Annotated in this window: 13 protein-coding genes; 12 read left to right on the top strand and 1 reads right to left on the bottom strand. The window is 41.0% G+C overall.

The features are described from left to right. Position 1: 1 nt before the first annotated feature. Both AC58UX_RS09075 and AC58UX_RS09070 read left to right on the top strand, forming a co-directional pair. Complete coding sequence (locus AC58UX_RS09075) at positions 2 to 1,717, top strand: glycoside hydrolase family 2 protein (protein ID WP_497251618.1); 1,716 nt, start codon at positions 2 to 4, stop codon at positions 1,715 to 1,717. Next, positions 1,714 to 4,626 (top strand): glycoside hydrolase family 2 protein, encoded by a 2,913-nt coding sequence (locus AC58UX_RS09070; protein ID WP_497251616.1) that lies wholly within the window; start codon positions 1,714 to 1,716, stop codon positions 4,624 to 4,626. Before AC58UX_RS09075 ends, AC58UX_RS09070 begins: the two co-directional genes overlap by 4 nt. Positions 4,627 to 5,322: 696 nt before the next feature. Here AC58UX_RS09070 and AC58UX_RS09065 read toward each other — a convergent pair. Continuing rightward, positions 5,323 to 6,171, bottom strand: a complete 849-nt coding sequence (locus tag AC58UX_RS09065; protein ID WP_497251614.1) for an AraC family ligand binding domain-containing protein — start codon at positions 6,169 to 6,171, stop codon at positions 5,323 to 5,325. Positions 6,172 to 6,301: 130 nt separating this feature from the next. On the opposite strand from AC58UX_RS09065, the gene AC58UX_RS09060 reads away from it, so the two are divergent. The 10 genes from AC58UX_RS09060 (at position 6,302) to AC58UX_RS09015 (ending at position 24,574) form a co-directional block, all read left to right on the top strand. Then, positions 6,302 to 7,150 (top strand): sugar phosphate isomerase/epimerase family protein, encoded by an 849-nt coding sequence (locus AC58UX_RS09060; protein WP_497251612.1) that lies wholly within the window; start codon positions 6,302 to 6,304, stop codon positions 7,148 to 7,150. 758 nt (positions 7,151 to 7,908) lie between these two features. Further along, positions 7,909 to 10,122 (top strand): helix-turn-helix domain-containing protein, encoded by a 2,214-nt coding sequence (locus AC58UX_RS09055; protein WP_497251610.1) that lies wholly within the window; start codon positions 7,909 to 7,911, stop codon positions 10,120 to 10,122. A 326-nt stretch (positions 10,123 to 10,448) separates the two neighbouring features. Next, positions 10,449 to 11,405: an ABC transporter permease gene (locus AC58UX_RS09050; protein WP_497251608.1), complete on the top strand. Its 957-nt coding sequence runs from the start codon at positions 10,449 to 10,451 to the stop codon at positions 11,403 to 11,405. Positions 11,406 to 11,416: 11 nt separating this feature from the next. Continuing rightward, positions 11,417 to 12,304 carry a carbohydrate ABC transporter permease gene (locus AC58UX_RS09045; RefSeq protein WP_497251606.1) on the top strand — a complete coding sequence of 296 codons (888 nt, stop codon included), beginning with the start codon at positions 11,417 to 11,419 and terminating at the stop codon, positions 12,302 to 12,304. Positions 12,305 to 12,424: 120 nt separating this feature from the next. Further along, positions 12,425 to 14,029: an extracellular solute-binding protein gene (locus AC58UX_RS09040; protein ID WP_497251604.1), complete on the top strand. Its 1,605-nt coding sequence runs from the start codon at positions 12,425 to 12,427 to the stop codon at positions 14,027 to 14,029. A gap of 75 nt (positions 14,030 to 14,104) precedes the next feature. Beyond that, positions 14,105 to 16,168: a glycosyl hydrolase 115 family protein gene (locus AC58UX_RS09035; RefSeq protein WP_497251602.1), complete on the top strand. Its 2,064-nt coding sequence runs from the start codon at positions 14,105 to 14,107 to the stop codon at positions 16,166 to 16,168. A gap of 33 nt (positions 16,169 to 16,201) precedes the next feature. Continuing rightward, positions 16,202 to 19,288 carry a hypothetical protein gene (locus AC58UX_RS09030; RefSeq protein WP_497251600.1) on the top strand — a complete coding sequence of 1,029 codons (3,087 nt, stop codon included), beginning with the start codon at positions 16,202 to 16,204 and terminating at the stop codon, positions 19,286 to 19,288. 161 nt (positions 19,289 to 19,449) lie between these two features. Then, the gene (locus AC58UX_RS09025; protein WP_497251598.1) at positions 19,450 to 21,711 is read left to right on the top strand and encodes a helix-turn-helix domain-containing protein; all 2,262 of its coding nucleotides are present in this window, start codon (positions 19,450 to 19,452) and stop codon (positions 21,709 to 21,711) included. A 168-nt stretch (positions 21,712 to 21,879) separates the two neighbouring features. After that, entirely contained in the window at positions 21,880 to 23,490 is a 1,611-nt protein-coding gene (locus tag AC58UX_RS09020) for an extracellular solute-binding protein (protein ID WP_497251596.1), read from the top strand. Positions 23,491 to 23,572: 82 nt separating this feature from the next. After that, positions 23,573 to 24,574: a family 43 glycosylhydrolase gene (locus AC58UX_RS09015; protein WP_497251594.1), complete on the top strand. Its 1,002-nt coding sequence runs from the start codon at positions 23,573 to 23,575 to the stop codon at positions 24,572 to 24,574. The last annotated feature ends 250 nt before the right edge of the window (positions 24,575 to 24,824 follow it).

Below are 24,824 nucleotides of genomic sequence, written 5' to 3'. Positions count from 1 at the left end.
AATGATTCGAACGTTTTCACAGCATACGATGAGAGTGAATTCTTTGTTGGACGGACACTGGGATTTTGTTACAGATCCAGAAAATCAGGGGGAAAAGGAAGAATGGTTCCAACGATTTCCCGAAAAAAGTCGTAGGATCCATGTACCAGGTTGTTGGAACAATGAAATCGGTCTGTATGATTACGAAGGTGCAGCATGGTATCGTACTTCGTTTGCAATTCAAACGCAAGGGCATATAAGGCTCATATTCCATGCGGTTAGCGGTCAGGCTGATATATATGTAGACGGTTTACATGTTGGTGGACATTATGGCAGTTTTACTCCGTTTGAGGTGATACTGCCGGCACTAGAAGCGGGGGAACACATAATCGTCGTTCGTACTGACAATACACATAACGAACAGACAATTCCTCTTCAACGTGTTGATTGGTTCCACTATGGTGGAATATTACGATCTGTTGAACTTCAGCAATTGCCTAACATTTATATTCAGAATTTACGGATAGGTTATAACTTGAAAGGTACTGATGCAGATGTCAATATTTCTGTTGGTATTCGTGCTTTAACGAAGAACTGCAGCGATAGCCTGCCTATCACGATCACGTTAAATGGAGAAATCGTTCATACACATGAAGCTATTATACAAGAGGAAACTGAGATACATGTTAATATCCAGCAGGCTTGGAAAGATCTAAGTTTGTGGGAGCCTGATCAACCGTCGCTTTATACGGTACGTGTGATAGCTGGCGATGACGATTATGCTGATCGAATTGGATTCCGTACTGTATGCGTCAGGGATAAGCAAATATTGTTAAACGAAAAGCCGCTCTACTTGCAGGGTGTTAACCGGCATGAGGAGCACCCAGAATGGGGCTTTGCGTTTCCTCCAAAACTGATGGGGAAAGATCTGGATATCATCGAGGAACTCGGCTGCAACAGCATAAGGGGATCACATTATCCACAAAGCGCATACTGGCTAGATCTATTGGACGAACGCGGAATAATATTTTGGAGTGAAATTCCACTTTGGCAGTATAAAGTCAACCATATGATTGATCCCGTTGTCCGTAATCGAGCACTTAGAATGCTGGAGGAAATGATTGATTACAACTATCATCACCCCAGTGTGTTATTTTGGTCGGTTCATAATGAATGTGATACGAATACTGATGAAGGACTCGATTTTACTAGGTTGCTGGTCAATCGCGTCCGCGAAATGGATGAGAGTCGGCTGGTCACATACGCTACTCATCATGCGCTCAATGATTTGACACTACCCTTGTTTGATGTAATCGGCATTAACAAGTATTACGGTTGGTACGATGGCGAAGTTGAGGAATTTGCTCCCTTTTTGGAAAAATATCATACTTATGCAGCATCAATTGGTGCTGGAGATAAGCCAATTATTTTGGCTGAATTTGGTGGTGCAGGTATTTTCGGGGACGTAAACTGGGAAGATCGCCGATTATTCAGTGAAGATTATCAGGCAGATATCCTACAAAAGGCGCTGATGATTTTTCGTAAGGATAAAAGCGTTGTTGGCACATATATTTGGCAATTCGCAGATATCCGTAGCGACACTCGCAGGTTTCGGGATCGGGCACGAGGCTTCAACAATAAAGGCCTGGTTAACGAATACCGAAAGCCTAAGTTGGCATTTAGGGAAGTGCGCTCAATTTATCGGCAAAGAGATATAGAAGGGAGTAGTAATAAATGAAAACAATATCCAAGAGTTTTGAACTGCGATATTTCAGTCGTGACGCGAAGGCAAACGGAGAAACAGATTTTAAAGGAGAAACATCTGTACTTGATACCGAGCAGCGTATATCGTTTCTAAATGAATACGCCCATCAAATGGAGAAAAACCTTAAGGATCTTGATTTATATAACCCAATTGTTACTACAAGTGAAGTGGATGCTGTTTTAGGTAAAATTAAACCTCAACCTGTGCCTGAGCATAGAAAAAGAATCGTTTTGGATGAATGGACCTGGGTTGGATATCAGTCAGGAGTAGAGAAAAAACAAATTAATCAATTTCAAGAGTGGAAAGAAATTGAAAATATTAGCAAAATCGAAAATTGTCTTTGCTTTAGAGATGATACTTCTTTTCAGATAGATTTGCCATTACAGGATTGGAGATGTTTTTTTGAGTGGAAACTTCAGGCCGATTGTATTGAAGGTTCTGTTTACTCGCTTGGTGAAGCCGCAATCATTGGTTTTGATTCTGAAAAAAATCCCTACTATATAACGGAAGACAATAAAATTACATTACCTACGATCGATGGTGACATTACTTGTAAAATTGAACTTGATTTTGTTAATAGAAAATATAATTTCTATTTAAATGATAACTTGGTGGCTGATTTTGTTGGATTTTCTGATATAACAAGAACTAATATAACAAAATGGGTGGTTTATGGTAACAAAGGATTGAAAATAGATTATGTAAGGGGTGTAAACTATAAACGTCTTACAGAGAACGAATTTGAACCATTTAGTATTGAAACATATATGGATGAGGACTTTACAACACCAATTCAAATGGAGGGGTGGAATCAAGTCGATTATGACAATGCCAGATGGTTAACTGGAACATTGCCAATTGTTCATGGCGGAGAACGATATGTAGGTCAAGATATTTTCATGCGAAAAAAAGTACACATTGACAAAGTACCACCTTATGCCGAGTTATACATTGAGAGCTTGACACCTGGCGGCGAACTCTATATTAATGGCAAACTTGCAGAATTAATTAAAGATGAATATATGCATAAACTAGATATTACGTCATTCCTTAGAGCAGGCGATAATCTCATTGCTGTAAAAGTTTACAGCGATAAAATTAAAGATTCGGAAAAGATGACGCATTCACATACAGATTTGTATACAGGTTGGTTTGCAGGTCGTATGCATATAGATCTTCTTCCAAGTATTTATATTGAAGATGTATTTACATGGACAGATTCTATTAATGAATACTCTGCAGTTCAAAAAGTTAGAGTTTCTGTAAAAACTCAAAAAGGGCTAAGCTCATCAAAAGTTACTGATCATAACGTATGTGTGAAGCTTTTACCCTGGTTTCCTGAGGATGGACCTGTTAGCGCAGAAGGGAATTGGCGTACAATTACCAATGCTAATTTGACAGAGACATCGGAAGGGATATTGGAGATTGCTTCTCCGAATTTATGGACAAGTGAACATCCAAATTTATATAAAGTTGTCGTTGAATTATATGATTGTGAACATAATAAATGTGACGATTATGTAGTTACAACAGGAATACGGACTGTATCCCAAGATGGTGGAATTTTTAAGATTAACGGAAAGCCTGAACTTTTGCGAGCTCCTCTATTGTTTGGAGCAAGGCCCCCTCTGGATACAATTGCTGCATGGGAAAAATGTCCACCAGCGGAATATTATATTGAAGAAATGCTCATGGTACGTAAAATGAACGGAAATGGCTTTAGGATGAGCGTACATGATGAGAGAATGGGAGGAATAAATGATCCTCGTGTTTGTGAGTATGCTGATCAATTAGGAATGATGTTAGTTTGGCAAACATCTGCATGGCTAAGACTTACTTCAGCGACTAACTTAGACCTTGATGGTATGGCATCCTGCATCAAACAAGTACGGAATCATTGTTCAATTGTTATCTGGCAACCCACCAATCATCCATCATGGAAAAATTGGAATACTGTAATGAAGATGTATCAAAAGATTTATGATACCATCACTCCATTGGATACTAGTAGATTGATATCTCCTTCAGCAGATAGCCGTCGTTTAAATCCATATAATGATAGTGGCACTATTGACTATGAAGGAAATCCAGTTGATTATTGCGATCCAATCTGGACTGCACCATTAATCTGCAGAGGTAATATGGATTATATTTTAGGGTACGGAAATGAATGGCCAGCTCTTCGTCAATGGCCGAATGTCGAGAAACCAAATTTACCTGCTTATATGGATACAACATCGTATATTCAAAGTTTTATTGACAGTAAATATAGAGCCTATTTTAATTTTGAACACGATGAAACAGCAGGTCAACCGAATTGGGATCTTCATAAGGGTAAGCCCACCTATCAGGTTAAAAGTTATGAATGGCGATATGAAGAAGGTTCTATTGGTCGCACCCTAGATTTTAATGAATGGAAGACAAGTCAAGCATGGCAAGCATTTGAAGCTTATGAAGTAATCCGTAAAAGTCGTTGGCTGGATTATGATGGTTTTTCTTGGTGTTGTTTGCGCGGTGGTCCAAACACAGGAACATATCAAAAACCCTTAATCGATTACTATGGGCAGCCTAAATTGGCATACTATGCGCATCGCATGGTGTTCCAAAATGTATTAGCTGGCAGTGGCAATGTAGATATTGTTTATGGACCGGATGATGAGATACCTGTTCTCGTGCTCAATTTAGGGGATAAAAAAATTGTAGACATCGTTGTTGACATAAAGTCGATAACAGATGAAATTATTGAAACTAAAATTTATCGAGATGTGATTCTGCCCGAAGGACGTACAGTTACTCGTTTAGAATCATATAAGCCATCGATCAAATTAAACGGGCTATATAGTATTCACTATGGCGTTAATGAATATACGGTTGAAGTATAGTTAGGCGTTAAATCGAAATGGAGCTAAGCGGCTTGTTTGCGCTAGGCTCCTTTTGTAATTTGTCGGCTTTTCCATATTGAGTAACGCTCTTATTGGATGAAATGAAAATTCATTATTTGTAATCATTCTCACTTTTTTGCCAGGTGGGATATAAGAGAGCATACCGGATTCGACCTCGAAAGAGCCTGTTTCAGTAATGAAATTACCTTTTCCCTTGTGTATCCATTATAGGCTGTGAATAGACGTATTTACTCGAGGTTCGTTTCATCCCTGGTGAGTTGGTTTATCATTACTTCAGGAAGGACAAGCAAATATCAGGCACCTATATTTGGCAGTACGCTGACATTCGCAGTGATGTACCAAGATTTCGCGACCGGGCACGAGGATTTAATAATACGCTCTTTTTTTACAATGCCGAAATTTATTCATCTAGAGCAATCTGACGAGAAGTAAATATTGCAATGAATAACAGGCTGCCGACAGATCGGCAGCCTGTTTAACTCTATCGATCAACTTTGTGGAATAAAGAGCTTTTACGTTTGCTAATTTGTCAGAAATGCTATATTGGTGAAAGATATTGAGGGAGCTTGATTAAGCTGTCTGATATTGTAAACGATATAAGAGAGTTGTACCTTTAATAATCTGGAATCATTCCTGTATGTTTTTTAGTGCTAAATTACTAAAGAACTAACGTTCTTAGTTAGTTCTTTCTTTTGGAGATTTACCTGTCAATTTACGATACGATTTATAAAAGTTGGAGTAACAGTTAAAGCCCGACATATAACAGGCTTTTGTTATTGATATTCCTTGCTTGATCAATTCGTCAGCCTTACGTACTCTTTTGTAAGTTATGTACTGATTTATACTAAATCCGGTTGCTTCACGGAATACGCGACAAAGGTGATACTTGGTCAAAAAAAATTGACTAGACAATTCGTCCAAACTAAGAGATTGATCTAGATTGGAGTTAATAAAATTAAGGACTTGTTCAATTTTAGTCGCTTTTTTATTTAATTCTTTTAATTCAATATTTTTGTCCGCTAAGTTATTAATTGTGGAGAGTATCTGTACAATAACACATTTGGCTACGAATTCATTTTCAGCGCTTTCATGTTCAAGAAGTGCTAGGAGTTTTTCGAATAGATGGGGCAGTTCGCTGTTTTTTATTTTATCGGCATGAAGTTGGTTGTTTTGTCCAAGATTGCGATATTTTAACGTGCGAAAAAAATCAATGCCGGTTACCAGGAAAGGTGGCAGGAAGCTCTCACTGAAAGTTAGAACGATACGTTCATAGGGGAAATCTTCGGATATTTGAAGTAGGTGAAGCTCGTTAGGATTCATCATAAGTATGGAATAGGGCTCTAAATCATATATGTTGCCTTCAATTGTGTAGTTACCCGATCCACTTAGGAACAGATAGAGTTCGTACCCCTTTTCATAATGTAGCCGAAAATTATTTTGATTGGGTTTCTCATCTCTAATGTGGTGCAATCGAAATGATTGGTCTCTCGAAACATAACGTAATTGCTGCCAAGAATACTTCATTTCTATTATTAATCAACTCCTTGCTCTCAAGAATACAGCAAGATATTACAACTAACAAGCAAGAAAGTTGAATTTTATTGAAAAAATAGAAGTTACACTTTAAGTATAAAATAAAAAGGTGGTATGCGATTTGTCTAAATTTACTCTAACAGGCTTTGCTGATGAAATTGATGCGGATTTTAATACACAGTTAAATGGATTAACCGAGCTTGGCATTGGTCATATCGAGATTCGTGGTGTGAATGGGATAAATATTTCCAAGCTTACTAAAGCAGAAATTTTAGGGGTTAAAAGCCAACTAGAGACCTTTGGCATCCAAGTTTCATCTATTGGTTCACCTATTGGGAAAATTAAAATTACTGACGATTTCAAGTCTCATCTCGAGTTGTTCAAACAAATTCTTGAAACAGCGCATACATTAAGTAGCCCGTTTATTCGTATATTTAGCTTTCACATGCCGCAAAATGAGGATCCCTCGAAATACCGAGAAGAAGTGCTTCATCGATTGGGAACGATTCTCGACGTGGCTAAGGGAAGTGGCATCACGATATTACATGAAAATGAGAAAGACATCTATGGTGATAAGGTCGAACGCTGCCTTGACTTGATGAAGAGTTTGGAAGCAGATCACTTTGCTTGCGCTTTTGATCCTGCCAACTTTATTCAATGTGGTACTGAAGTATTCCCCAAAGCTTTCCAATTGTTGAAACCATATATCAAATATGTACATATTAAAGATGCTATTGAAGACGGACGAGTTGTCCCAGCGGGTGTTGGTATCGGACGTATAGAAGATGTATTAAGCAGCCTAAAAGCTGAAGGTTTTGAAGGGTTTCTATCACTTGAACCGCATCTAGGGAATTTCAAAGGTCTTGCAGAGCTCGAGCATCCTGAATGGGTAGAGAAGTTGGAGAAAGGCGGTCTGCATACATTTAGTATCGCACATTCAGCATTACAATCAATATTAAGTCGAATATAAAGTGATAAGAACATTACCCATTAAGAGCCGCGTAAATCGCGGCTTTTGTATTTTATGAGATCGAACTAACGAAGATTGCTGGGTTGAAATATTGCACAACACCAACGGATAATTCGCCAAAAAATATGCAATTGCGCTACTTCAGGACTGATAATAACCATTAATTATTAAAATGAACTATACAATTAATTCATATTAAGATTTCGAAAGCCTTGTCCCTGAGTTAATTCGCAGGTCTTTGTTTCTGTATGTAGAAAGCCTTTGCCTTCGAGGATAATGTGTAAATTATAACAGCGATCCATATTATCTTTCTGAGTACGGTACTCCCGGTGAATGTTGTGCTCCGGAAAATGACCGAAGGTCCTAGGAATATGAAGGGTCTGCAGTCTAATTCATTGCGTCTAGAGAATTATTTGAAAAACTAATTCCCTGAGGATTACCTTTAAATTAAGCATTTCGGAAATTTGTTTCAAGACTGAAATAAGTTTGTTGCAAGGAATGGACTCTGCTCGTATAGTAGTGTTAGCTTCTAACACTTAAAGAAGATCGAAGATATCATAGGTATATGGAAGCGTTTTATTTACGGTGATCTGCTTTTTAGGGCTTGAACTTGAAGAAGCTCCTTCACTAAGATAAACTTGAAAGGGCTTAAATAAAAGCAATTTCCAAAGAAAATAATAAGAAGCTAACGAAAGTTCCCTGGATGGTTATTATCTGGGGGACTTGCTCTATTTAAAAAGGAACAGGTGAATTTAAGTATGAAAAATAACACTTATATCAAACGCATGATGTTTTCATATCTTCCTATTTTGTTCCTCACAATTAGTGTGCTAATTTTTATATTTATTACGATTTTAAATGAGTTAAATGTTCGTAATGCCATTCAAGCTAACAAAGTAACGACCGAGTATGTTGCCAATATGATTGATAATTCTTTAAAAACAATTGATACTGATGCCAGAAAAGTCATTCAGAATGATATGAAGCTGCAATCTTTTCTGGAAAGTCCTCCCGATCCCATATTGAACTATGCGGCTTCGAATATTTTGAGTGATATGATGGTTCAACACAATTTCATTGATTCGGTCTATTTATATCGAGCAAAAGATAAGCAAGTTCTGGATCAAAACAAAATTCGTCCGTTGGATGAATTTCCCGATCAGATCTATATGAAGGATTTGATCGAGCAGCCTTATGAATCTAATTGGGCCTCTCCAAGGTTGAAAATTGGGGGTATTGAGGCGGATCCGTCCAAAAAAGTTATTTCTTTAGGGAGGAAAATTCCTTTAAATACGGGTAGCCTCGGGTATATGGTCATCAATGTAAAAGTCGATGCAGTTTCCAAATTTATCGATGAGATGATTGATCACAAATTCACTAATGCACAAATTTATGATGCGGGGCAATCCCCTCTTTTACCAGAAGTTGCTTTTGCTTCAGGTGATAAAGGTGTTCATGCTGAGGTTTCTTCTGATTATACGGGATGGACTTATCAAACAGAGATAAAAGGTGGGAAGCTTTATAGTATCTTATTAAATGGTGGCGTTTTTTGGATATTTGCTATTCTTTGTGCCATCATACTTGCCATTGTATTAACCTTTTATGTAACTCGTCGAAACTATAAGCCAATTGAAGCAATTTTACAACGTATTGATATGTTTTCAACGACAATGAAGCCAACTGATTTGAAAAATAACAAAAATGAGTTCGCCTTTATTGATCAAGCGATTGAGCGTTTGATTACGAATAATATGGCTTTTCAAGAAAAACAGCTTGAAGATTTAACGATTCGAAGGCAGCAATTTTTGCAAAGCTTATTAAACGGAGAGTACGAAGCAGAAAAGGATGTGTGGGTGCAGGAGCGCGAGCATTTCGAGATTAAAGAGAGTACCCGGTTTATTGCAGCGATTCTTGAAATGGATCATTACGTTCAATTTTGTTTGAAATACAATCAGAAAGATCAGTCTTTATTTAAGTTCGTCATCAATAGTGTTGTAATAGAATTCGCTGAACAGAATAAACATCGCGTGATGATCGAGTGGATTTCCAAAAATAGGCTTATCTTACTCCACATGTCCGATGAAGAACAGGATCATGAACATCATTTACTCAAGTTAACGGAGCAAATTCGTTCTTGGATCGCGGATCAACTGGATTTTACAATTACGTTTGGTATTGGATCAGCTGTAGATGCAGGTATGATCAGTCGATCATTTCAAGAAGCTACACATGCTGTCAACCGTAAGGTTACGCTTGGTATTAATCAAATTATCGACACCGTTGAGTTTCAAGAGGGTTCATCGGGTGAATGGTTTACCTATTTACAATGGATTCAAGCCATGGTGCGTCAGGTCCGGCTTGCTGAACCGGGATGGTTGGATCACTTGGTGAATCTATTCCAAGCAATAAGAAGTGAACAGTTACCAAAGGAAGAGATTGATCGAATCCTGCATTATTTGGTTTTTCAATTAGAGCGAGAATTAGAAGGTATCGCGCCAGAGATAGATAAATATTGGAATATGAGTCTAAAGTCAGATTTGCTTCAAGCACTAGAACACTCAGATATACTGGAGCAGATTGAGACAAGTTATCGCCAATCGATTACTCATATCGTTGAGCAACTACAGGAGCTTTCACAGAATCGAAGACATCATGTGCTAATGAAAGAAATAAGGAGTTTTGTGGCAGAGAACTTTACGGATCCCAACCTCTCATTAACCTTGCTAAGCGACCAATTTCAAGTCAATTCCAAATATTTGAGCCAACTGTTTAAAGAAGAGGTCGGTGAGAATTTCAGTGATTTTCTGATTTCACTACGGATGGAATACGCTCAGAAGCTGTTGATTGAAACGGAAGAAAGCGTTCAGGATATTTCGGAGAAAGCGGGTTATGCTAGTGCCATTTCATTCAGACGTGTGTTTAAAAAATGGGCCGGAATGTCACCAGGTCAGTATAGGGAATCACAAGAGTGATCACTTATCCGTAAAGCAAACCGAATTCTAGTGATGACAAATTGTTCTGGCTAGTAGCCCCTTCTTAGATGTTAAAACACTGAAGCTTTGGCAAAGTATGGATCACGTTTTTGTTGGGAGCGACTGTTTATTATAACAGGCGTTCCTTTTTTATTGCAAAAAAGCCTGATGTATCAAGGGTTTCTGAAATTTGTTTTAAGTCGGAAATGTGATTCTTGTGCCGCTGAATATATGCCCGTATAGTGTGGTTAGTCAGCTGAACCGGAAGGCGCAGTGATAGGTAGCAGAAGATAAAGCTGCTTAAGTAATTGAAAGAAGGGATGCACATGGAACAAACTTCAACACAAAATAAGTCGCAATCATTGCAGATGACCGTGAGTCGTCGAAAGGCTAAGTGGTTTCGGAAGGATTTTCAGCTATATCTATTGCTTGTCCTTCCAATCCTATATTTCATCGTTTTTAAATACGTGCCAATGTATGGCGCGGCGATAGCTTTTCAAGATTATAGCATCTTCCAAGGTGTAACAGGCAGTGAGTGGATCGGGTTCGACCACTTCCGAGAACTGTTCGGAATGAGTCAGTTTTATCAGGTTGTTAGAAATACGTTAGTGCTGAACTTCTTAGATCTCATCTTTTCGTTTCCTGCACCAATTATTCTAGCACTGTTACTTCATGAGCTTAGCGTTCTCTGGTATAAAAAATTGGCACAGACGATATTATACTTGCCACATTTTATCTCGTGGATCATTATCGGTGGGCTAGCCTATCAGGTGTTTTCAACAAAAAGCGGTCTCGTCAACAATATGCTCAGTTCAATGGGTATAAGTGCTATTCCATTTTTGACGGATAAAATGAATTGGGTATTGGTATACCTTGGAACTGGCATTTGGCAGAGTGCTGGCTGGGGAACAATCATCTATTTAGCAGCGTTAACTGGTATTAATAAGGAGCTATATGAAGCGGCAGAAGTAGACGGCGCAGGACGAATGAAGAAAATTTGGCATATCACACTACCAGGGATTCGCTCCACCATTGTTGTGATGCTAATTATGCAGCTTGGTCATATTATGACAATCGGCTTCGAGCGTCCGTTCGTGATGAGCAATCCGCTGGTTATGGATTATGCGGAAGTCATCTCAACCTTTGTATATAAGGCAGGTCTTCAATCGGCGCAATTCTCACTGGCAACAGCAATGGGCTTGTTCCAAGCATTGGTCGGACTCATCTTTGTTATTTTGGCCAATACAATTGCGAAGCGCTTTGGGGAGGAAGGATTATGGTAGGGGGAAAAGGTATGTCAACCAATGTACAACGGAAAACACAACGCTTTCGGATTACAGATGCCGTCATCATGCTGATTGTCGGAATCGTCATACTAATATGTCTTACGCCCTTCCTACACATTATATCCATCTCATTAAGCACGAAGCATGCGGTTATTTCCAACCAAGTTACAATTTTTCCGCGAGGACTTGACTTTCACGCCTATGAAATTGTCTTCACAGACGCGAGAATGCTACGTTCGATGGGTCTTACGATTCTACTGACAGCTACTTTTACAGTAGTTAGTATGGTCATGAGCATTTGTGCAGCGTATCCCTTAACGAAGGAACGTCTGAAGGGAAGACCGGTGTTTATGCTGCTTATCGTTTTTACGATGTTCTTCAGCGGTGGTTTGATTCCCGAATATTTACTTGTGAAGCAGTTGGGAATGCTAGATAGTCTTACGGCGTTAATTGTGCCAGGTATGATCAGTGCTTTTAATTTAATTATTTTGCGAACGTTTTTCTCCTCGGTACCTGCTAGCTTGGAGGAATCGGCGTACTTGGATGGTAGTTCTCATATCGGTACCTTAATTCGAATTGTGCTGCCACTATCGATGCCCGCAATCGCGACGCTGAGCCTGTTTTATGCGGTTTCGAGATGGAACGGGTTCATGGATGCGCTCTTCTACATCACACATTCAGACTTATACCCGATACAACTGAAGCTGTACCAAGTTGTCATGAACAGTATGGTAACCGATTTGACCGCGATAGAAGGTGCGTCGCAAGTGGAAGTCGTTCCGGAGGGGCTCAAGGCAGCAAGTATCATGTTCGCTACGACCCCAATCTTAATTGTTTATCCTTGGCTTCAACGGTATTTTGTCTCGGGAATTATGATTGGGGCAGTTAAGGGTTAAGGGAAGGAAGTTTACCCTACTTATCTCACCCCCTAGAAGCGATTCATTGGTGGACTCCTCTGATTCTTAGAGGTTAAACATAGAAGTAAATCACAAACAAATGAGAAGGGGAATTTAAATATGAACACTAAGCAACGTAAATGGTTTGGGGCTTCGACTACGGTGATTTTATTGGCAGGTTTGCTGTCTGCTTGTTCCAGCGCAACTAAAGAAACTACGCCAAGCACAACAGCTGGCGCAACTGCAAAAACTACTGTAAGCAAAGAGCCGGTTACACTTAAGGTTGAAATGTTCGATCGTGGCAATGCTCCTGCAGGTGCCGGTCCCGTTGATAATAACTTCTGGACACAATGGATTCAGAAAAACTTCGGTGACCCGAACAACATTAAGCTACAGTTCGTACCAGTTCCACGGACGCAAGAGGTGGATAAGCTGAACGTACTTATGGCAACTGGAGATGCACCTGATGTTGTATTTACGTATGACTTAACGACGATTAACAATTATGTAAAAAGCGGTGGCCTGACTGACCTAGGTTCATTAATCGATGCAAACGGCCCCAACTTGAAAAAATTTATTGGTACAGATGTTCTTTCCTACGGTGTTTTTAACGGAAAGCAATATGCAATTCCCGCCAAGAGAACGCTGCAATATACGCAATCGACCTATATTCGAAAAGATTGGTTGGATAAGTTAGGAATGCCGGCACCTAAGACTACGGATGAATTTTACAAAACGATGAAAGCATTTAAGGAGAAAGATCCTGGCAAAACGGGCGGTAAAGTTATCCCATTCGACTTCAACGTTACTGATGGTATGATTTCAGTTGGATCATTCTTTAAGAAAATGTCAGAAGAAGATAATTATGCTTTCTCATCTTCGAGCCTTATACCTGAAGTGCTGAAGCCAGGCTTTAAAGACGGACTACAGTTCTTGAATAAGATGAATGCTGAGGGTTTGATTAATCGGGATTTCGCACTTGATAAAGATTTGAAGACTTTCCAACAAGATATTTCAAATGGTCTAGTCGGAGCTTTTGCTGGCTTAGCAGCTCATCCAACCATGATGGGTACTGGTAATGTGTTCGATTCGTTAAAAAAGAACGTTCCGGGTGCAGAATATATTGCGATCGATCCGTTTACGAATGAGGAAGGCAAGACACCGAAACAAATTTATGACCCTACAGGTATTTTCATGATGGTTCCGAAGACAAGCAAACATGCAGCAGAAGCAATCAAGTATTTGGACTGGATGTCTAAACCAGATGTTCTGTTTACACTCACGAACGGCATCGAAGGTCAGAACTATACGTTAGAGAATGGTCTACCGAAGGCGATTACGACGGACGAAGCGAAGAAAACGTTCTATAATAATGCGGATATTGCAATCGTAATTAATGGCAAGGATTTCGGTTCGCAAGAGAAAAATTTCGAAGCAGTCGCTCTTTCGTTCCCGAATTATAAAGATGTAGCTTTGCAAAGTATGAAAAATGCGCTTAAAGATGGATATACAGCTCCACGCTTCGATCGCCCGATTGAATCCGAGATTAAATACGGTAAAACACTGAAAGATAAGGCGCAAGAGACTATTGTTAAGGGGATCTTAGCGAAGCCGGAAGATTTCAACAAGACATTTGATGCATCGATTGAAGAGTATTTGAAAATAGGTGGACAGTCTGTAGTAGATGAACGCAGATCCGCTTATAAGGATATGAAGAAGAAGTAACCTGTTCGAGCAACCCCCATACTGGTTATGGGGGTTGTCTGATATTTGGACTGTTTGCATGAGAGGGGAATTACTTTGACATTTATCATTGATCGGAATACAACTTATCGCATTCCTAAAGACCTTACTTCACCTGTCCGCCATGCTTGGGAGATGGTAAAGCGGGATCATGAACAGGTACTCGGTACAGTTCCAAACCATGTTACTGGGGAGGAGGAGAGAGCTGAGGTCGTGATTCGCTACTCCGTATCCGAGGATCGCTGTCCGGCATGGCCTGAGGCGTACTGCTTCCGCTTCGTTCAATACGGCGAAAAAAGGGAGTTTCACATTGCTGCGAATGACGATCTTGGTCTCGTGTATGGCATGCTCGAATACACAAGAAAATATCTAGGCGTTGATCCTTTTTGGTTCTGGGCGGATCGTCCTCCTGAGCGGCATAGTCGGATAGAACTGCCTGATGATGATTGTGATTCTTCAGAGCCGTTTGTCCGGTTCAGAGGGTGGTTTGTCAACGATGAAGTTTGTTTGATTGGATGGAAGGAGGCGTATCCTCCGACTCGCGAGGTATGGTTGCCAGTTTTCGAATCTCTTCTGCGCTGCGGCGGAAATATGGTCATCCCTGGTACAGATTTGCCAAAGCATGGTGTTCATGCAGATCTGGCGGCGGAGATGGGGTTATGGGTGACGCATCATCATGCCGAGCCTCTTGGAGCGGAGATGTTCCTACGCGCTTATCCTGGGAAGAAAGCAAGCTATCAAGATAACCGAGAGCTATTCGAGAACTTATGGGAGGAAGCGATCGAGCATCAGAAGGACCGCAATGTTGTTTGGGTTCTATCGTTTCGCGGACAAGGCGACCAGCCTTTCTGGGCGCAGGATCCTGCTTTCGACACACCTGAAAAGCGTGGTGAAATGATTGGTCGTGTCGTTCGCAAGCAATACGATATGGTGCGGAGCAAGGTGTCCAATCCTCAGTGCAGTGTGGCGTTGTACGGGGAGATTGCAGAATTATATAAAGCGGGTCATGTGAGTATTCCAGACGAAATTATTAAGATTTGGGCGGACAACGGATATGGCAAAATGGTTTCGCGTCGAAACAATAACGAGAATCATCGCATTCGGGCATTACCCGATATGCAAGACAAAGGCAAGCATGGCATCTACTACCACGTGACGTTTCATGATCTACAAGCATCCAATCATTTGGCGATGTTCCCGTCTCCGGCAAGCTTTATCTGTGATGAGTTGGAAGGGGCCTTCCATTCTGGAGCAAAAGATTATCTCCTCGTTAACAGTGGTAATATTCGACCTCATGTATATACGCTGGATTTGGCAAGCGAACTGTGGATGCGAGGAGAAGTAGATGCTGAGAAACATCTTCATTCATTTGTCAGCCGTATGTACAAATCAGATAGGGCTGGCATAGTCGATTTGTACCGCGACTATGCGCTTAGAACGATTCCATATGGTCCGAATAAGGATGACCGGGCGGGAGATGAGTTTTATCACCATCCAGCACGTATAATCGTTGGACACTGGCTTCAAGGAAAATCCAATGAGCCGCTTGACCGCTTGAATTGGGCGACAGGTGAGGTGGAATTTAAGGAACAGGTTGAATGGTTTCGCCAAAAGTGTGCAGAGGCCACTCAAGGTTGGCTCGAGCTGCGTGAGCGGATCGAAAGAATTCTTCCGGGGCTTTCTGATCCTGACCGTCTCCGCCTAAAGGATCATTTGCTGCTGCATGTAGAGCTGCATTTGTCCGGATGCGAAGGTTTTGAGAAACTAGGCCAGTCCTACGCATCATACTGCGCAGGAAACTATCCATCAGCTTTCGTTTATGCTTCACAGGCGATGTGGAAGTATCAAGATGGACTTGTCGCACTACAGGCTGCCGAACACGGTAAATGGGCTCATTTCTTTCGAGCGGACTGGCTGACGAATATCACAAGTACGGTGAATAACATGGATACGCTTCGTCGATGGCTTCGAATGCATGGCGACAGTCCTGATTTTTTCCTTTGGTACAAGGAATATCTCATGCCAGAAACAGAAAAATATATCTATTTAGAAAATACGCATCGTAATCCCCTGTCAGATGACGAACTGGCAAAGAAATTGGCAGATAAGTTCAATATGTGATTCATCAGAAACCCAAAAATTAGGAGGATATATATGGGACATCAAAGATTTGAAGTTGACGCATTGTTTCAGGATCCTCCCGCGAAATACCGCGGTGCACCTTTTTGGTCATGGAACTGCGAACTAGATGAAGAAATGCTGAACAAGCAGGTTAAATATTTTAAAGAAATGGGTATGGGTGGTTTCCATATTCATGCCAGAATCGGACTTGATACGCCGTATCTTGGCGAACAATTCATGGACGCTGTTAAAACCAGTATTGAAAAAGCGAAGCAGGAAAACCTGCTTGTCTATTTATATGATGAAGATCGATGGCCATCTGGATTTGCTGGCGGTTTGGTTACGAAAGATGAACAGTTTCGGGCCAGACACTTAGTATTTAAGCCGAGGTACGGCGATACCAGAATTTATAATTTTGAGCGCTCTTCAAACGAGAAGACGTTGTTATTCAGCTATGATATCACCTTGGAAAACGGATACTTAACTTCCTGGCGGATTCTTGAGCAGGGTGAGGAAGGCGCGAATGTATGGGATTTGTATCTGGAACTTCGGCCAAAGTTACCATGGTTTAACCATGAGTCCTATGTGGATGTGATGAATCCAGAAGCGATTAAGCGTTTTATTGAAACGACCCATGAATTGTACTACAAGGAAATCGGTGAAGAATTTGGCAGTGTGGTTCCATCTATATTTACGGATGAAGCGCAGTTAACAGCGAATACGTTTTTGGGATTTTCCGAAGGGAAAGAAGGCGTTACTATTCCATACACGGAAAGAGTTTCCGAAGTGTATAAGGAGCTGTATGGAGATGACTTTTTCAATATCGTCCCGCAACTAGTATGGGAGCTACCTGATGGGAAATCGTCGCTAGCCAAATACCGATACCGTGATATTGTAGCGGAAATGTTTGTGTCTGCTTTTGCTGATACTATAGGAGCTTGGTGTAAAGAGCACGGGATCACCATGACCGGGCACATGAAGAGTGAGGATACACTGCTCGCCCAGACAGCTGAACTCGGTGAGGCGATGCGTTTTTACCGGAGCTTCGGGCTGCCAGGAATTGATGTATTATGCGATGATCGGGTATACTCTACGGCTAAGCAGGCGCAGAGTGCCGCACATCAGTATGGCTGGGAAGGCATCATGTCTGAACTTTACGGCGCTACGAATTGGGATCTTGACTTCAGAAGACATAAGCTGGGGGGAGATTGGCAGGCAGCGCTAGGCGTTACTCTTAGAGTTCATCATTTGGCTTGGATGAGCATGGCGGGGGCCGCTAAAAGAGACTGGCCTGCATCTATTTTTTACCAGTCACCTTGGTATAAGGAATATGCACAGGTCGAAGATCATTTTGCAAGAGTTAACGTGGCAATGAGTAGTGGAAAGCCGCGTGTTCGCATAGGTGTTATTCATCCTTTAGAAACCTTCTGGCTATATACAGGGTCCAATGAGCATACGAAGAGCATTCGGGATGAGCTCGAAAAAAACTTTCAAGATGTCATCGAATGGCTGCTATTTAATCAACTGGACTTTGATTTTATAAGTGAATCGCTTCTTAAAGAACAATTTGCAGAGAGTTCAGACCGGAAATTCCATGTCGGCGAAATGGCCTATGATGTGGTCCTAGTTCCCGGCTGTGAAACGATACGCAGTACAACGCTTTTGGCATTGAGACCATTCAGAGAGGCTGGGGGCGATGTCATATTTGCGGGGGATGCTCCGATATATGTGGATGCTTGTGTTTCGGAACAAGGCAGCCAATTCGTAAACGACTGCACCCGAGTAAGTTTTTCGAAGAACGGAATCGTTCGTGCACTTGAAAAATATAGAGATATTGAAGTAAGAAAGGCAGACGGTTCCACGGCAGATTTCATTCTATACCAAATGCGTGAAATCGAGGACAGCCGCTATGTATTTTTAGCCAACGGAAGAAAAATCGTCAATGAGGATTTGACAACATCGGAGCTGCTTAGGGTAAGTGTTCCTGGGACTTGGCAGGTGAGGATCTATGACACGCAAAATGGTTCAACGAAAGAAATAAGGGCTGAGTTTGCCCATGGTTGTACGGTATTCAAATGGCGAATGCATGAAACAGACAGTCTTCTCTTAGAACTAAAGAGAACTGATGAAGCTAACTTCAAGACATGCACGGCAGAAATTGTGGATGAAGCAAATCTCACTGACTGGGAAAAGATGCAGACAATCGTGAGTGCTGTGAATTATTCGCTTTCCGAACCCAATGTGCTTGTGCTCGATATGGCGGAATACCGTCTGGATAATGGGGAATGGCAAACTGTTGAAGAGCTTCTTCGCCTGGATAATAAGATCCGTCAGCAGCTTGGCATGCCAAAACGTTATGAGAGAGTGGCACAGCCGTTTGCGAATCCAAAAGAAAAAACGGAACATGTACTAGAACTGCGCTTCATGGTTGAACTTGAAACGGGGCTGGAAGAGCTGTATCTAGCGTTAGAGCAGCCGGAAATGATGGAGATTGTTGTGAACGGTATCAAGGTTGAGCAGAAAGATTGCGGTTATTATGTGGATGAGAGTATCCGTAAAATTGCATTATCGGCTGTGTCTGCCGGAGAGTTAAATATTCATGTGAAAATAGCCTATGCATCACACATTGATGTTGAAAATATGTATCTTCTCGGTGATTTCGGTGTTCAGGTAGTTGGAAATAAAGCAGCAATCACAAAACGCCCTGAAAAACTTGGGTTTAGTGATATTTGCGACCAGGGTCTGCCGTTCTATGGCGGGAACGTTCAATATAAATTCGACTTCGAAGTGGAGGAAGCTGCCGAATACGAGGTAGGCATTACCAAATTCCGAGCACCGCTAATCGGTGTCACCGTGAACGGAAAGAGAACTGGAACGGTTGCCTATTCGCCTTATCGCGCATCGCTTGGCTATTTAGAAAAAGGGAAACACAGTATCGTTCTGGAGGCTTTCGGAAGTAGAATCAATACGTTTGGACAGCTTCATCTATCAGATGAGAAGATGAGATGGTTCGGTGATGGTTCATGGCGCACAGAGAATGAGAGTTTTTCTTATCAGTATCAACTTAATAAAGTGGGCATTTTAAGGGAACCGGAAATTTTTAAAAGGAAAAAGGAATAGATCGTTAATAATTTTTGTTTAGAAATGATGAGAACTTCTCCTCTATAGATAAGGAGGGGAAGTTCATTTTTTGACTATAACCCTTGGAAATAACATTCATTTAGAGAAACGGAAATCTGTAATATTACAGAAATATGATTCGGGAAATAAGGGTGGAGTAGATGAAGACGATGAATATGAAGATGAAGATCGGTAAAAATCATTACATCAACAGAATGCTGCTTTCGTACCTTCCCATTCTTTTTGTCACAGCTAGTATGCTGATTTTTATATTTATTGCCATCATCAACCAAAATAATGTTCGTAATGCCATTCAGGCCAACCAGGTGACAGCTGCATTTATTGCAAACACAGTGGACAACTCACTGAAAAGCATATCTGTCGACGCACAGAAAATCGTGGAAACGAACACTGAATTGCAGCAATTTCTGGATAGCCCTTTGGATGGGGGAAGAGCATTCGACATTTCCAATATCCTTAGCAATCTCAAGGTTCGATATGGGCTCATTGATTCAATCTATGTAAACCAAGTTAAAGATGATATGGTGCTGGATCAAAGCGCGTTGCGGCCCATGGATCAATTTGCAGATCGCAATTACTTTCATAATTCAAAGGAACTATTGCTGAACGGCGTTTGGTCTTCTCCGAGGATTAAGGAGAGTGAAGGGGTCAACTCCCACTCTAGGGATATGGTTATCTCTCTTAGCTTAAAAATCCCACGGGATTCTGGAAGTCTCGGTTATCTCATTGTTAATATTAAGGTATCTACGGTACAATCCTATATTCGACAAATGGTTGATCAAAAATTAACGGTCGTGGAACTGTTCGATTCCCACGGAAAGTCCTTCCTCGATGAGAGCATCCCGACCTCATCTCAAAATAGCCTTATGACTAATGTAGTTTCAGATTATACCGGTTGGACCTATCGGATAAGCATCAAAGGCGGCAAGTTGTCTGATTTCCTGTTTCAGGGAAGCAATGTTTGGATCCTGCTGGCTCTGGGGGCTATCGTTTTTTCGGTCGGGGCAACCTTTTACGTGACCCGCAGAAACTATAAACCGATCGAAGCAATTTTACAACGGATCAACCGCTTTTCTTCTGCTATCAAGTCTCCCGATCAAAAAGAAAATAAGAGTGAATTTGCCTTTATCGATAACGCAATTGAACGTTTAATTACGAATAATATGGCTTTTCAAGAGAAACAGCAGGAGCACATGGTCATCAGAAGACAGCAATTTCTGCAAATGCTATTAAGGGATGAATATGAAGGAGATCCTGTTATATGGGAGCATGAACGGCATCACTTTGGGCTGGAAACTGGTAATTTTATCGTAGCGGTGCTGGAGCTTGACCAATATGTAAAATTTGGAATGAACTTTAGTCCTAATGACCAATCGTTGTTCAAATTTATTATCAGCAGTGTGGCTATGGAAGTCGCGGAACAGAATGGCCAGCGGATATTGGTGGAGTGGATTGCCAAAAATCAGCTCGTTCTCCTGATTATTTCAGATGAAAATGAGTCATTGGAGCACCGCATACTTCAGATTTCGGAGCAAATACGTTCGTGGGTCGAGGAGCATCTAGTTTTCACGGTTACCATTGGGGTTGGTACGGTAGCCGATGAGGAATCAGCAATTAGCCGCTCGTTTAGAGCAGCGGAGGAAGCGGTTAGCCACAAGGTGACGCGTGGAACGAATCAAATTATTGCTAGGGTTGAGATAACAAGTAATTACGAGGGTGAATTATTCGACTACCTAGAAAAAATACGATTGATAGTTCGCATGCTTCGTATGGGTGAATCCCAATGGGGGAATGAGTTAAATAGCATGTTCAGCATGATGAGCGTGCATCACCTTGGTAAAGATGATGTAGATCGTTTACTGCACTATTTCATCTTCCATCTCGAATATGAACTGGTGGGAGGCCAGCTTGATATAACAAATTGGCTGCAGCAAGCTAAGCCGGGCCTACTTCTTACGATTGATCAATCAGATACGCTGCAGCAACTTGAAGTTTTTTTTCATACGGCTTTGGAGCAGTTGGCTGGTCATCTCGAGGAGCTTGCCCAGAGTCGCAAGTATAATATGCTAATGAGACAAATCCGCGAATATGTAGCGGAGCATTTTATGAATCCCAACCTTTCTCTCACGCTGCTTAGTGATCGGTTTCAAATTAATTCTAAATATTTGAGCCAGTTATTTAAAGAAAATTTTGGACAGAATTTTACTGATTTTCTTCTTGAATTAAGAGTTGAATATGCCAAGAAACTACTTTGCGAGTCCGAGGCAACCGTACAGGAGATATCGGAAAAGGTTGGATATTTGACTCCGACTTCGTTTATTAAGGTTTTTAAGAAGATCGTTGGCGTATCACCAGGACAGTACAGGGAGTCTCAAACGAAAAAAAATTCTGAGGTCGAATGATGACTAGAGATTAACACTCTTTTTTGCCATCAATGCCAGTCATATCAAGGGTTTTGGAATTTGAACAGTCGACGGAAATCTAACTATTGTTTCTAACGGAGTAATTCACTTATATTTTGGGTGTGATCCGAACTTGTATGTAAACAAGAATAGAAAGGGAGTTAGAACATGTTAGTAAATCAAAGAAAATGGTTTGGAATTTCGGCTTCTGCTGTGATGCTAGCGGGTATGCTGTCAGCATGCTCAAGTCCTGCTAAGGAGACAAGTACAACCGCTGGAGCTACTGCAGCTGCAACAACCACTGTGAGTAAAGAGCCTGTTACCCTGAAAGTGGAGATGTTCGATCGTGGTAATGCGCCTGCAGGTGCCGGTCCCGTTGATAATAACTTTTGGACGCAATGGATTCAAAAGAACTTTGGAGATCCGAATAACATTAAGCTCCAATTCGTTCCGGTACCACGAACTCAAGAGGTGGATAAGCTCAACGTGCTTATGACGACAGGTGATGCACCTGATATTGTATTTACATATGACACATCAGTGATTAATGGATATGTAAAAAATGGCGGTCTAACGGAATTGAGTTCATTGATCGATGCAAACGGGCCAAATTTGAAAAAGTTTCTTGGTACAGAGATTCTTTCCTACGGTATTTTTAGCGGCAAACAATATGCAATTCCCGCTAAGAGACCGTTGCAGTTCACAAAATCCACCTATATTAGGAAGGATTGGTTGGATAAGTTAGGCTTGCCAGTTCCAAAAACGACAGATGAATTTTACAATACAATGAAAGCGTTTAAGGAGAAAGATCCTGGTAAAGTTGGTAGTAAATTAATACCGTACAACTTCAATGCAGATGACGGAATGATTCCAATCATGTCATTCGTAAAGAAAATGTCGGAAGAAGATAAATATGCGTTTTCCTCGACGCAGGGTACTAATATCCCCGTAGTGCAGATGCCAGGTTTCAAAGATGGCGTACAGTTCATAAATAAGATGAATGCTGAAGGCTTGATTAATCGGGATTTCCCTCTTGATAAAGATGGAAATGCCAACCGCCAAGACATTTCAAACGGTCTTGTGGGTGCTTTCACTGGCTTAGCTGCTCATCCAAGCATGATGGGGCCTGGTAATGTCTTTGATGCGTTAAAAAAGAACGTACCAGGTGCAGCCTATATCGCGATAGATCCATTTACAAATGAGGAAGGGAAGACACCGAAACAACTATACGATCCGATCGGCATGTACATGATGGTTCCTAAGACAAGCAAGCATGCGGTGGAAGCGATAAAGTATCTGGATTGGATGTCGAAACCAGATGTTCTGTTTACGCTCACGAACGGTATTGAAGGTCAGCATTATACGTTAGAAAATGGTTTACCAAAAGCGATTACAACGGACGAAGCGAAGAAAACGTTCTATAATAACGCAGATATTGCAATCATGATTAATGGAAAAGATTTCGGCTCTCAAGAGAAAAATCTCGAAGCAACCACACTTGCGTTTCCGGACTATAAAGAGGTAGCTTTGCAAAGTATTAAAAATGCTCTTAAAGATGGAGAGACCGTTCCACGCCTTGATCGCCCGATTGACTCCGAGAGTAAAAATGGAAAATTACTGAAAGATAAAGCGGTGGAGGCGATCGTTAAGGGGGTCTTAGCTAAGCCGGATGAATTCAATAAGACATATGATGGAATCATCGCAGAGTATCTGAAAATTGGCGGGCAAGCCGTAGCAGATGAACGCAGAGCTGCTTATAAGGAAATGAAGAAGAAATAAGTAACCGGTACGAGCACCTCCATACTAGTTATGGGGGTGCTCGTTATATCGTAGATAGACTGAATGAGCGGAGGGACTCACGATGAACAACATCCAATATAAAGAATTTACAAATGGAGAGATGGACGAATATTTCTCATGGCTCGATACAGATGGAAACATTATTAATGCAAGTGACGGAGGAATTATCTATGTTGACGGTAGGTATTATTGGTATGGAATGAAGCTCCGTCAACTGCCTTCTGGCTCTGATGGAAAAGGTGGTCAATCTACTACAGTTGGAGTCGTTATGTATAGTTCCATTGATCTATATAATTGGACATATGAAGGAGTTGTTCTTAAATGTTCAACGAATCCGCAGCACGAATTATATGGTCCAATGCGTTTTGAAAGGCCGAAAATCATTTATAACGATAAAAGTAAGCAATTCGTCTTGTGGGTTCACTATATAGAATATCCTGGTGATCATGGATTTGCGATCGGAACTGCTGAGGCAGGTGTCGCTACCTGCAGTGCCATAAATGGTGAGTACGAATGGCATGGATATACACGTCCTGTTGATACTGCTGGAGCAGTGAGAGATTGCACACTATATAAGGACCATGATGGAACGGGATATTTTATATATGATCGAGCTGTAGATGATGAAGATCGCTGTTTGTATATTGTTAAGCTAAGCGAGGATTATTTAAGTTTTACTAATGAGTACCGAAGACTTGATGTTGCATATAGGAGGGAAGCAGCAGCACTCCTGTATCAAAATGGATATTATTTTATGATTACATCAGGGCTTACCAGTTGGAGAACAAATCCTGCAAAATATTTTAGGGCTAAAAGTCTGTGGGGACCATGGACGGATATGGGTGATCCTTGTGTGAATGATACAGGAACGACTTTTGAATCTCAAACTACTCAAATCTTTCCTGTTGAAGGAAAGCCAGGTTTCTTCATTCACATGGCGGAGCGACATAACACTCAAAATTTTGAACGCTGCTCCTACATTTGGTTGCCTGTTGAATTCCCAACAGCGGATACGATTTGTCTTAACTACCGTAAAACATGGAAGTTGGAGAATTTTATTTAATCTTTATTAACACCCTAATCATACTTGGAAAAGGTACAGCATCCTCAATTATTTGAGTGGGCTGTACCTTTTTGATGTAGATATTTTTTCGGTGTTCTCCTATTCTGATAGCAGTTAGGAAAGCCTTTAATTTAGAGCCAGGCGTTTTTTTTGACGACAATGTCTGCTATGCCACGGTTTTGGAATTTGAACAGTCAACGGAAATCAAACTATTGTTTCGATCGGAGTAATTCACTTATATTGTGGGTGA

The sequence above is a fragment of the Paenibacillus sp. J22P90 genome (assembly GCF_059692195.1).
This window is presented reverse-complemented; position numbering and strand designations above follow the sequence as displayed.

Excerpts from the sequence above, each read along its gene's own strand:
- AC58UX_RS09075 (WP_497251618.1), top strand. The coding sequence starts at position 2 with ATGATTCGAACGTTTTCACAGCATACGATGAGAGTGAATTCTTTGTTG.
- AC58UX_RS09045 (WP_497251606.1), top strand. The coding sequence starts at position 11,417 with ATGTCAACCAATGTACAACGGAAAACACAACGCTTTCGGATTACAGAT.
- AC58UX_RS09055 (WP_497251610.1), top strand. The coding sequence starts at position 7,909 with ATGAAAAATAACACTTATATCAAACGCATGATGTTTTCATATCTTCCT.
- AC58UX_RS09050 (WP_497251608.1), top strand. The coding sequence starts at position 10,449 with ATGGAACAAACTTCAACACAAAATAAGTCGCAATCATTGCAGATGACC.
- AC58UX_RS09040 (WP_497251604.1), top strand. The coding sequence starts at position 12,425 with ATGAACACTAAGCAACGTAAATGGTTTGGGGCTTCGACTACGGTGATT.
- AC58UX_RS09070 (WP_497251616.1), top strand. The coding sequence starts at position 1,714 with ATGAAAACAATATCCAAGAGTTTTGAACTGCGATATTTCAGTCGTGAC.
- AC58UX_RS09025 (WP_497251598.1), top strand. The coding sequence starts at position 19,450 with ATGAAGACGATGAATATGAAGATGAAGATCGGTAAAAATCATTACATC.
- AC58UX_RS09030 (WP_497251600.1), top strand. The coding sequence starts at position 16,202 with ATGGGACATCAAAGATTTGAAGTTGACGCATTGTTTCAGGATCCTCCC.
- AC58UX_RS09065 (WP_497251614.1), bottom strand. The coding sequence starts at position 6,171 with ATGAAGTATTCTTGGCAGCAATTACGTTATGTTTCGAGAGACCAATCA.
- AC58UX_RS09015 (WP_497251594.1), top strand. The coding sequence starts at position 23,573 with ATGAACAACATCCAATATAAAGAATTTACAAATGGAGAGATGGACGAA.
- AC58UX_RS09020 (WP_497251596.1), top strand. The coding sequence starts at position 21,880 with ATGTTAGTAAATCAAAGAAAATGGTTTGGAATTTCGGCTTCTGCTGTG.